This window comes from Bifidobacterium jacchi (assembly GCF_009078285.1).
Classification (GTDB): domain Bacteria; phylum Actinomycetota; class Actinomycetes; order Actinomycetales; family Bifidobacteriaceae; genus Bifidobacterium; species Bifidobacterium jacchi.
In genome coordinates this window covers 1-10,945 of sequence record NZ_RQSP01000063.1, presented here as the reverse complement: position 1 = coordinate 10,945, position 10,945 = coordinate 1, and the positions used below count along the sequence as shown (strand labels likewise).

Annotated in this window: 9 protein-coding genes; 5 read left to right on the top strand and 4 right to left on the bottom strand. The window is 46.1% G+C overall.

Features of this window, described 5'->3' with window-relative positions:
• Positions 1-293: 293 nt before the first annotated feature.
• Positions 294-1,556: a glycosyltransferase gene (locus EHS19_RS10015; protein ID WP_151917623.1), complete on the bottom strand. Its 1,263-nt coding sequence runs from the start codon at positions 1,554-1,556 to the stop codon at positions 294-296.
• Positions 1,553-2,482: an NAD-dependent epimerase/dehydratase family protein gene (locus tag EHS19_RS10010; RefSeq protein ID WP_151917622.1), complete on the bottom strand. Its 930-nt coding sequence runs from the start codon at positions 2,480-2,482 to the stop codon at positions 1,553-1,555. The genes EHS19_RS10015 and EHS19_RS10010 overlap by 4 nt, the downstream gene beginning before the upstream one ends.
• A 332-nt stretch (positions 2,483-2,814) precedes the next feature.
• Here EHS19_RS10010 and EHS19_RS10005 point away from each other — a divergent pair, with 332 nt between their 5' ends.
• The 5 genes from EHS19_RS10005 to EHS19_RS09985 all read left to right on the top strand — a co-directional run bounded on the left by EHS19_RS10005 (position 2,815) and on the right by EHS19_RS09985 (position 8,176).
• Positions 2,815-4,059: a nucleotide sugar dehydrogenase gene (locus tag EHS19_RS10005; protein WP_151917621.1), complete on the top strand. Its 1,245-nt coding sequence runs from the start codon at positions 2,815-2,817 to the stop codon at positions 4,057-4,059.
• A gap of 65 nt (positions 4,060-4,124) precedes the next feature.
• On the top strand, positions 4,125-4,955 hold the full coding sequence (locus EHS19_RS10000; RefSeq protein ID WP_241677212.1) for a glycosyltransferase family 2 protein: 831 nt from the start codon (positions 4,125-4,127) through the stop codon (positions 4,953-4,955).
• A gap of 6 nt (positions 4,956-4,961) precedes the next feature.
• Positions 4,962-5,894 (top strand): glycosyltransferase family 2 protein, encoded by a 933-nt coding sequence (locus EHS19_RS09995; RefSeq protein WP_151917619.1) that lies wholly within the window; start codon positions 4,962-4,964, stop codon positions 5,892-5,894.
• Positions 5,895-5,913: 19 nt separating this feature from the next.
• Positions 5,914-6,963 (top strand): glycosyltransferase WbsX family protein, encoded by a 1,050-nt coding sequence (locus EHS19_RS09990; RefSeq protein ID WP_151917618.1) that lies wholly within the window; start codon positions 5,914-5,916, stop codon positions 6,961-6,963.
• Positions 6,950-8,176 (top strand): hypothetical protein, encoded by a 1,227-nt coding sequence (locus EHS19_RS09985; RefSeq protein WP_151917617.1) that lies wholly within the window; start codon positions 6,950-6,952, stop codon positions 8,174-8,176. The genes EHS19_RS09990 and EHS19_RS09985 overlap by 14 nt, the downstream gene beginning before the upstream one ends.
• 1,592 nt (positions 8,177-9,768) lie before the next feature.
• On the opposite strand, the gene EHS19_RS09980 is transcribed toward EHS19_RS09985, so the two are convergent.
• On the bottom strand, positions 9,769-10,461 hold the full coding sequence (locus EHS19_RS09980; protein ID WP_151917616.1) for an ATP-binding protein: 693 nt from the start codon (positions 10,459-10,461) through the stop codon (positions 9,769-9,771).
• Positions 10,462-10,513: 52 nt separating this feature from the next.
• Positions 10,514-10,678, bottom strand: coding sequence for a hypothetical protein (locus EHS19_RS10865; RefSeq protein ID WP_175578419.1), 165 nt, complete (start codon positions 10,676-10,678; stop codon positions 10,514-10,516).
• Positions 10,679-10,945: the final 267 nt, after the last annotated feature.

Here is a 10,945-nt window from a genome sequence, read left to right as displayed (position 1 = left end):
CTTTCCAATCGCGATTTGTTTTGTTTGGCGACAGAAAATCGTACACAGGACACGGGCCATGCCCTTCCATCTCAAGCCCAAACCAAAGTGCGCAAAAAATCGGGCCTTATCGGTGGCACGGTCATCTATCAGGAAGATCGTGCCGGGTTGCCAGATTATCTACATGTCTAGTGCTTTTACAGGTAGCAGATCGTTACCTTGTTTTCTGGTGCTCCTTTGACTTCGCGGCGAAGACTTCGCTGCGAAGTCAAAGTCTTCAATCCGAAATCAAAAGAGAGCCAGAAAACCAATAATCATCGGCTGCGATGGCGTAGAGATTCATCGATGAGATGCTTGTATTCTTCGCCGATATTGACAAAGTCGAAACGCTTGGCCAGCTCAACCGATCGTTTGGAAAAGCGTTCACGACGTTCTTCGTCAGCAAGCACATCAAGGACGGCGGCACGAATACCTGCGGCATCCTTCGGCTTGGTCAGATGACCATTTTCTCCGTCGAATACAGCTTCTCCGATGCCGGCTATATCTGAAGCAACGATCGGAGCGCCAGAAGCCATGGCTTCGAGAATCGCCACTGGAAGTCCATCCTTATCGCCATCTGCGGCGATGACAGATGGTGCAACGAACACATCGCATGTAGCATACAGTGATTTGAGCTCATCCTTGTTCTTCGGTCCAAGAAAATCACAATCAAGATTAAGCTGAGACGCTTTTTCCCGCAGCATTTCTTCTTCCGGCCCACTGCCTACTACAAGCAGTTTGGCATTAACGTTTTGCATTGCGTCAAACAGATAACGCGCTCCTTTTTTCTCTACAAAACGAGCCACAAATAGAACAATCGGCTTGCCGATCTTTTCGCGTAAAGCATGGTCTCGATGCTCTGGTCCAAAAAAAGTCAAGTCGACGCCCATGGGAATAACATGAATATGGTCGGTGTGCCGATACTGCGAATGCAGCACATTTTTCAGATCCGACGAGACCACCGTAATAGCGCTGGCTGAGTCAATAGCGCGCTGCTTGAACCAGTGCATGGGAAATCTATTGAGCGAAGTCACATCGCCGCCAAGTCCGGAAATCACATAGGGTTTCTTGCTACGAAGAAACGACTGGGTGACTCCTTGGGGAACAAACCAATTCACCAGTACAGCATCGCAGTCGCGCATCGCACGTTTCGTTGCGAAATACTGGGAAATAAAGAAAAAGGGCACCAACAGAGCTCTAAACTTGTTTTCTTTGATGCGCGGCACTATTGCACCAGGATAGGCGAGCGTCTGCAATTGCCGAATAGGAAAATACTGAAACCGGCGTACCGTAATGCCTTCCATTCGTTCAGCTGCTCTTGCATTCGGCGCGGCAGGCACCAGCGCTGTTATGTCATAATATTTTTTCAGCTGCATGCACAGATCGTAGATGAACTTTGGCTCAGTATCGTTCATCCAACGCGGGAAAGTGGACGCCGTCACTAGCAGACGCTTCTTCACTTCTTTGGAGGAGACGCCTGAACCATTTGCTGGTTTGGACTCGTTTGCTGCCGTTACGTTTGAAGCCATTGAAGTCATTGACGATGTTCCTTGAAAAAGTCGTAGGTTCGCTTAATGCCTTCCTCTAATGATACGAATTCCTTGATGGAGGAAATGCGATGATACTTATCAATGTTTAGCACTGAATACGGTACGTCTACTGCGCGCCCCGGAGTGTGCACGATGTTAAGCCGTTCAGGCAGTACGGCATCGATGGTATTCACCACATCGGCAACTGAAGTACCGATGCCTCGCCCAACATTGTAGGTGGCGTTCATATCGCCATGTTCGACAATATCGCCGATGGCTTGAATCGCATCATCAATATAAATGAAATCTCGTACGACCGACCCGTCGCCAAAGATGTGGATGGTATCGTGATTTAACGCCTGATAGACGAGTTTGGTGACCAGCCCCAATGCCCCATGTGGATTCTGCCCTGGCCCATAAGGGTTTGAAAGCCTTACGATCTGATAATCTGTTGCGGAATTGCGAACGGCCAAATGCAAAGCTTGTTCGATCATGATTTTCTGCAGGCCATACGTGTTGATCGGATCTGGAAGATCGGTTTCGCTGTTTTTATGCTTGTTCGAGGCGCCGTACACAGTGCCACCGCTTGACATGAACAGAATACGCCCAACGCCTTCCTGTACACATGCTTGGAAGAGTTCGGTTGAGGGGATTACATTGGCATTGATCTCGTCGATCACGCCTTGCTCAGTGCCTGGGACTGAGGTGCTGACAAGATGAATAATCAAATCTGCGTTGTGGACGATACGCGTAAAATCAAAACCTGTAACAAACTCGCCTTGCACATAGTTTACGGAGGTGGGTAAGGTTTTGACTGCATCATGATCAAGTGGCAGCCGGTCAAAAACGGTGATGCGCTGATTTGCTTGACGAGTCAGAAAGGCGACGAGATTCCGTCCAAGAAATCCCATGCCGCCCAGAATCACAATGTTCATCGACCCCTCCTCAATAGCAGCGTCTATGTCCACAGCCGACTTCTATGCAGCAAGATGAAGTGCCGACCGAAGCGAAGGCCAGTATAGTCGGCTCGATGAACAACAACTTCTACATTAAAGAGCGCAAACACTGTTGAACCGAGGGTTGAGCAGGACTCACAACGGCTGTCGATGCCTCACGGTAGGCAAGTCGTTCGACGCGGATACGCTCATGTGGATCTCGCGAGAGTGTTAGGCGCGCGTTCGTTCTATACTTACATTAAATGTGCTGTCGTTTGGCGGCGTGCAAAGTAGAACGTATAGAGTTGCAAGAACCCGAACGGGGGAGAACCATGAAGATTGCGGTTGCCGGCACCGGCTACGTGGGATTATCTGTGGCCCTGTTACTGTCGCAGCACAACGAGGTGCATGCTCTTGACATCGTGCCGGATAAGGTCGCGATGCTCAATGCGGGCAAGAGTCCGATCGTAGACACGGAGATCACGCGTTTTCTGGACGGTAAGGCCGATGGCTCCATGCCGTTGGATTTCACCGTCTCGTTGGACCCCAAGAGCGCGTATAGTGGGGCGGATTTCGCGGTGGTGGCCACTCCGACGAATTATGATCCAAAGAAGAACTACTTCGACACGTCCAGTGTGGAAGCTGCCGTGGAGGCAATCCGCGAAGTTAATCCGACCGCTTGGATCGTGATCAAGTCCACCATCCCGGTAGGCTACACTGACAGTCTGCGCGACAAGACCGGTGACAACCGCATCATCTTCTCGCCTGAATTCCTGCGTGAGGGTCATGCTCTGTACGACAATCTGCATCCGTCCCGCATCGTGGCCGGAGCGCCGGTAGATAACAAGGAGGCGACTGCAGCGGCGCATGAGTTTGCCCGCCTGTTGGCTCAGAGTGCTGATCCTGCTGAGCGGAACCGTGTGAATGCGGATAGTTCTCATGGCATTCCTCAGCTGGTGTGCGGTTGCACCGAGGCCGAGGCGATCAAGTTGTTTGCCAACACCTACCTTGCTCTGCGCGTGGCGTACTTCAATGAGCTGGATACATATGCCGAGGTTCGCGGTCTCGATGCAGCCCAGATCATCAAGGGAGTGTGTTTGGATCCGCGTATTGAAGACAAGTACAACAACCCAAGCTTCGGCTATGGCGGCTACTGCTTGCCAAAGGATTCAAAACAGTTGTTGGCCAATTATGCGGACGTGCCTCAGAATCTGATTGGTGCGATCGTGGAAGCGAATCGCACTCGTAAGGACTTCATCGCCGAAGAGGTTCTTGAGCGCGTGAAGGATATGAAGAACCCGGTTGTGGGCATTTATCGCCTGACCATGAAGAGCGGCTCGGACAACTTCCGCCAGTCATCCATTCAGGGAGTGATGAAACGTATCAAAGCGAAAGGTGTAACGGTTCTGGTATACGAACATACACTCAACGCCCCTGATTTCTTTGGCAGCGAGGTGACGCATGACTTGGATGGCTTTAAGCAGCGCGCCGACGTGATCGTCGCCAACCGCTGGAACAGCGAGCTTGACGACGTCAAAGACAAAGTCTACACCCGCGATCTTTTCAAGCGCGACTGATTATCGGTGAGAGAAAAAGAAGCTATTTAAGGGTTTATGCTGCAATGTGCTCAGTATCTGTGATAATGCCGACATATAACCGTGCAGGGTTAATAGGAAGATCTATAGACAGCATTTTACTGCAAGATTATACGAATTTTGAATTGATAATAGTTGATGATGGCTCGACGGATAATACTAAAGAAATTGTTCGAGAATTCGCTGATCCACGGATACGATATGTCTATCAAAAGAATCAGGGAGCATGTGTCGCAAGAAATCTAGGAGTATCAATAGCAAAGGGGAATATAATCGCTTTCCAAGATAGTGACGATGTTTGGTTACCCGGGAAACTCTCAGTGCAACTGTCTAACATGGCAGCAAATGGGTCAGATATTGACATTTGTCAAATGCGGACAATCTCTGCAACTGGTGAGACACTAAATATGAAGCCATCTAACAAGTTAGTGCGCAAAGGGTTGAACTATCCAACTATATTGGAGGCTAACTTTATCAGCACACAGATGATTGTGGCAAAGAAAAGTGTACTAACTGAGAATAAGTTTGATTCATTGATGCCGCGTTTCCAAGATTGGGACCTTGCTATCAGATTATTGAAAAGAGGTAATAAGCTATCTTATTCAAAGAAAGTATTGGTTGAGCAATACATATCAAGTGATAGCATCTCGTTGAATGGGGAGAAAGCATATTGTGGTTATTCGATACTAGAAAAAAAGTATAAAACAGATCTGCAACAGAATAGAAAAGAGTATGCGAATTTTCTTTACTACAAGTTTCGAGTTTGCGGAGATAGCCTATCATTAGGGGAAAGACGAGACTTGCTTAAGACAAGTATTAAGTATTTCCCCAATATTCGAAATATTCTTTGGTATTGCAAGTTACTGGCGGAAGATTGATCACGAATGATAGACGTATTATTGGCTTGTTACAATGGTGAGAAGTATTTAGAAGAGCAGGTTACTTCTATACTTAGCCAGACGCTGAAGAATTGGGAATTGTATATTTCTGATGATGGATCAACGGATGAAACCGAGAGCATAATTGACAAACTCGAATTAAGAGACCCTCGCATACATAAACTGCAGACAGGTATAATTCATAAGTGCGCGGCCTACCATTTTATTGATATGCTTCAATATTCGAATAATGACTATTTTTGTCTATGTGACCAAGATGACTATTGGCTTCCAAATAAATTAAGCACCTCTCTTTCCCGAATCCAAGAACTTGAAAGACGATATGGTAAAAGCGTACCATTGCTTGTTTTTTCTGATATGAAAATAGTGGATGAGAACTTAGCTACTATTGCAGAGTCATTTCTTGTTGATTCAGGTAAAAATAATATCAAGCCAATAATTGAGGAAATACTGAATACAAGTATTGCTGCCGGTTGCACTATGATGGGTAATGGTGCATTGCGTCGGTTAGTTTGTAAAACTGGCTATAAGCCAGTCATCGTAATGCATGATTGGTGGATTGCAGATATTGCTGTTAGTTGTGGATACATGGAAAAAATCTCAGACCAATTAGTTCTTTACAGGCAGCACGGAAATAATTCCGTGGGTGCTGAACATTATTCTATCGCGAGTAAAATCAAATCATTTAAATCTAACGCGGTCAAGTATTGGAATAATTGCAGGCAAATAGATTATCTCTACTCAAATTATAATTCTTATATGTCGGTTATTGTCAAAAATAAAGTGTTAACTTATATAGAGACCCTTAATAATAGAAATTTAAGTCAGATATACACTCTATGGCGACAAGGATTGCTAAAAAAAAGTCTTGTAAAAAAGATATCGCAAGTGTTGACCATTCTGTTTACAAAACCGTAATAGTTATAAAGGAAAATCCATGAAGACTCTAGCTTTACATCTGCCACAATTCTATACATTCCCTGAAAATGATGAATGGTGGGGAAAAGGGTTCACAGAGTGGACAAATGTAAAAAGAGCAAAACCACTCTATCCTAATCATGTGCAGCCGTTGGTCCCTTTTGACAACCATTACTATGATCTATCCAATCCAGAAGAATTAGTATGGCAGCACTCACTTGCAAATAAATATGGCATTGATGGGTTTATATACTATCACTATTGGTTCAATGGGAAACTTCTTCTTGAAAAACCGGTTGAGAATCTTTTGCATACAAAAAAGGCAACGCAGCAATTCTGTCTTTGTTGGGCAAATGAGCCTTGGACACGTGCTTGGGATGGAAAAAATAAAGAAATTATCATGCCTCAGACTTTTGGGGGTGAGGAGGATTGGCGAGCCCATATTGAGTATTTTATTCCCTTCTTTAAAGATACTCGCTATATTCGTTATAATAACCATCCAGTTCTTTTTGTCTATTCTCCGAGTAAAATTCCTCGATTTGATGAAATGATTGAATACTGGAATTCATATCTTGAGTCTATTAGAATGAATTCTATTTATCTTGTTGAATTTATTAGTACTTTTAATCCTTCTCCATATTCTAAGTATTCACAAGCAGTTATGGAGTTCGAGCCATTGTATTCGGCACATTATCAAATATCTTTGTTCCGACAAGCTGTTCGTTTTTTTAATAAAAAAATGAAGAATACTGATATAATTGATTACGATTATTTATGGAAAAAACTACTTACGAAGAATAGAACATACTCAGGAAGAAAAATAATACTTTCATGTTTTACGAATTTTGATAATTCACCGAGAAAAGGTAAATCCGCTTTTATAACGAAAGGAGCATCGCCTGATAAGTTTCAGCGTTATGTTCGTCAGCTTATTAATCAACAACGTAAAGATTCGATTGATGTTTTAGTGATTAATGCTTGGAACGAGTGGGGAGAAGGTGCTATCTTAGAACCAACTGTTCAATTCGGTTTTCAATGGCTGGAGGCATTGCATAGTGCTCTGCAATAAAGAACTGATATCACATCCTCCTGTATTTATTCGTCAGTTAGGTTTCAAAGAATACCCCTTTTTTTTCTGCGGTTATAGTCTTTGGCTTGTAGTAGCAGTTCTAAATACAAGTAGTTTTGTTGACGTATTTGGGCATAATAATTTTTTATATTACGTATCTGTACTTTTATTCCTATTTCAGGAATTCATTTTTATAAAGTACATTACGCTTATTGACGTTCTTTTTGCAGCATGTTTGTGTTTTTTTAATATTCAAACTTATTTAATAGGTCATGAGGATTTACTGGCATTCTCAATACTTCTGTACTGTGGGCGTCGTGTTTCTTTTAAATGTATTGCTAAATGCACCATCCTTATTCAGTCGGTTGTTTCTTTTATTGTAATTTCCTCTTCATTAATTGGATTTATTCCTTCTACTGTTAATGTCAGGGACAATGGTGTTATTCGTTACTCGCTCGGCTTCTCTTATGTTACTTATCCTTCGTATGTTTTTCTAAATATAGTTTTATTATGGTTATATATACGTAAAGCTTCAGTTACTTACATTGAGCTTAGCGTATTTACGTTTTTAAATAGTGCACTTCTTATTATTACAAATGCACGTAATGCATGTGGCTTGATCTTTTTTGCTTTGTTTTGGGCAGTTATTCTCAAGTTATATTCTAAGTACACTTTTCCCCTTCTTGTGAAACGTTTGTTCGTTTATAGTTTTAGTTTTTTTGCGTTTGCATATACTGTTATTGTTGTTTTATACCTTTATTTCAGGGAAAATATAGTTCTTCAAATTATTAATAAATTCTTTTCTAGCAGGCTAGATTATTCTTCTTTCGCGATTAAGCATTTTGGTGTTCCAATCATAGGAGGTTATAGTAAAAATTTAGTGGATAACGGTCTTACTCTTGATTCTTCATATTTTCGTCTCGTATATGATCATGGCCTTATTTTTATGTTAACTGTTATCATTCTTTATACTTTATTGATGAAAAAGGCAACAGAAGATAATGATAATTGGTTAATTCTTGCTCTATTTATTATTGCTTCTCACTCTGTATTTGATGCACAATTAATTTCTTTTCAGCACAATACTTTCTTGTTCCTTCTTGCTACTGTCATTCCGGGTAGTAATAACGAATTGTTGAACTCGCATTTACTGACAGCTTATCGTCGACCTAAGCATATGTCACCTACATCAGATGATTTACTTGGTCTATGATATATTTCATTTTCCATCGTCTTACTATTGTATTAGATATCGTTCTTGTGTCTAGTATTTCGTCTTATTTTGCGTAACTATGCAGTTTCTTAACTTGTTTTTTATGTATACAGCTTCGTTCATCACTATTGCTGGATTTTACATTACCTAGATTTTTTTCTGGATTTGAGACTATGATTATTCGTTGTTTTTGGATTCTTATCGAGTATGGACTTATTGCGGAATCGCTTCGAGATGGCCTATCGTTGGAGGTTATTTCGTGGATGTGCAAGGCAGTTGATCGCCAATGTAATTCGCGTGTGGCGAAAGGTGCTCAACACGAGTGTGCTTCGTCTTTTCTTGTTATGGTTTGTTCTGATTAGTGTGTGTTTATGTGAAGGCAATGTTCCCTTTGATGTTTGCCGAGAATGTAGACCTTTCTTTGCTTTATGCCTTCGCTCTTTTATTTGGCAGCGCTTCTTTAGTTTCTTTTCATCCATGTCCACAGGATGGATTTCTCTTTTTACGGCCTCTTGTCCTTCTATTCCTCGACTCACCATGGAGCTCTCGGTTACACATTCGCTGGCTCATTCTGTTTCATGGGATTGACGTTAGCGTGCGCTTTTCGCTTGTATGGACCTTGCATTTTGGGTGCCTGTTTTTGATAGCAATCCGTTCAAGGCGGCAGCGTGCCCCGCTTGCCGTTCGACCAGTGTCAAGCTCATACCCTTCAACCCACGTGCGCTCATGTCGGCGGATGAATATGCGCCAGCTTTCAGAGTCACACTCATCTCATACTTTGTGCCGCCGAAAGCATCTCACGACGCCCGTTCATGCCGACACTGTCGGCGACCATCACGCTTTTGTTCATCATTCAACTGAGCTGCCCTAGTAGCGCTTTTGCTACACGCAGTCCATTAAGACATACGGGTGCTCTTGCGCGAGCGGCCGCACGCGCCACGCGTCGATATCAGCGTAGATGCGCTTGAGCTTTTCGTTCAGGTCTGCGAAGGCATGCGGCCTGTCCAACTGCAGTTAGCTGTCGTCAATAATCTGGCAGTGGACACAACGGCCATGTCATGTCAACATCGCCTCTTCGACACTTTCCTTGTTTCTGAGGTAAAGTTAGTTTTACGACTGAATCGAACACCGTGCCCTTCAGCTTCGGCAACTTCAGACTCATTATCCCGCTCTTGACGTTAAGATACCGGTCGAAATAGCCAACGCTGTACGCCTTCCTTGCCCGCTACGATCGTATCTGGCGGCTCCGGTGATTTCCATCGGTCTCGGCATCAAGCATCGAGTTCAACATCTCCTCACCGTTTTTATCCGGTCAAAGGTGTTCTACAACATGGTCTGATCGACCTGTAGGCTCTGATGTGATGTGGCATCGTGCTCTCTTTTCAATAGCGGTTTTTCTTATCCGACGACAAAAACGAGCACATATCATCGGTGAGCCTTCTCTCTTACGCCCGAATCAATGTGTGATTATTTGGAGGTTTGAGCACCGGTTGTTATTACGGAGGGCACTGGGGTTATTGCGGGATGGCATCGGGGGTGGTGGTCGGGCGCCGCCGGTGCCGTCCGGTTGTGGTGAGTGATAGGGAGGGGGGTTACTTGCCGGACGCGTGCTCGCGCATGTTCCATTCCCCGGTCTCTATCCAGGTGGTGTTGTGCACGATCCTGTCCATGATGGCGTCGGAGTGGGCGCCGCCGAGTCGTTGGTGCGAGTCCTTGCGGGTATTGGGTGGCGAACAGGGGGGGCTGACGGTGTCGTGGCGGCGTTCCATGAGCTCGAACAGGAAGGCGCGGAAGCGTTCCTTGGGCGGGTCGAACAGCCATTCGTCGAGCGCGAGGGCCGTGAAGCCGCTGTAGCGTTTGAGCCGCTTGTACCGTCCCTGCGGCTTGTCGGCGGCCTGTCTCCATTCCTCCTCGAGGTCGGGGACGCGAATGTAGCGGGCGCGGTATCGGCTGCGGCATGCCTGTCGGGCGAGCGCGCAGATGATCCAGCTTTTCCCGCTGCCGCAGTAACCCTGGACGACGATGTTGCGTCGGCGTTCGACCCATGCCAGTCGGCGAGCGAGGCGACCAGTTCGCGGCTGACGCCGCGTTCGTCGAGCATGTCGAGGGTGCGAAGATCGGCCTGCGGGTAGCGGAGCCTGGCGCGGCGGGCGAGTCCTCCGACGCGCTTGTCGGTGAACATGGCGTGGGCCTCGTCGACCGCGAGACGGATGCGCTGCTCCATGTTCAATGAGGCGCACGCATCGTCGTCCTGGCGCAGGAGCGCGTCGAGGAGCTCCTGGCATCCCATGGCGCGCAGTTGGCGGCGGGTCTGTTCGTCGAGTCTCATCGTTCCTCCTACCTTGCGTAGTAGCCGGCACCGCGCACGTATCCCATGGCCTGATCGGTGTCGATCCCTCTGACCTTCAGGCTCTCGCCTTCCATGACCTCGTGGTCCTGGCCGGTGTCGAGGATCGTCTTCAGCTGCCGGTATCGGGGCGTGTTCATGACCCTGCGGGCCACGTCGCACGCGTTTTCCAGCGCTGCCTCCCGTATCGGCGCGAGAGCCTCAGCACCGCCAGGGCGGGGTCGATGGCCTGGTAGGGCGTGGCCGCGTCCTGGAAGATGCGGGCGATGACGATGACCGTGTTGGGTCCGATGTCGATCGCCTAGGTGTGTTTTGTCAAGTTGGTGTCCGCGTTGTGAGCGGTGTTTTTCCGCAGGGTGGGCAGCGGGTTTCCCGCGGGGTGGGCGGTATCGGCCGCTGCCTGTCTGCGTTGTTGTGTTGTT

Excerpts from the sequence above, each read along its gene's own strand:
- EHS19_RS10010 (WP_151917622.1), bottom strand. The coding sequence starts at position 2,482 with ATGAACATTGTGATTCTGGGCGGCATGGGATTTCTTGGACGGAATCTC.
- EHS19_RS10015 (WP_151917623.1), bottom strand. The coding sequence starts at position 1,556 with ATGACTTCAATGGCTTCAAACGTAACGGCAGCAAACGAGTCCAAACCA.
- EHS19_RS09980 (WP_151917616.1), bottom strand. The coding sequence starts at position 10,461 with ATGCCAGGAGCTCCTCGACGCGCTCCTGCGCCAGGACGACGATGCGTG.
- EHS19_RS09990 (WP_151917618.1), top strand. The coding sequence starts at position 5,914 with ATGAAGACTCTAGCTTTACATCTGCCACAATTCTATACATTCCCTGAA.
- EHS19_RS10000 (WP_241677212.1), top strand. The coding sequence starts at position 4,125 with ATGCCGACATATAACCGTGCAGGGTTAATAGGAAGATCTATAGACAGC.
- EHS19_RS10005 (WP_151917621.1), top strand. The coding sequence starts at position 2,815 with ATGAAGATTGCGGTTGCCGGCACCGGCTACGTGGGATTATCTGTGGCC.
- EHS19_RS09995 (WP_151917619.1), top strand. The coding sequence starts at position 4,962 with ATGATAGACGTATTATTGGCTTGTTACAATGGTGAGAAGTATTTAGAA.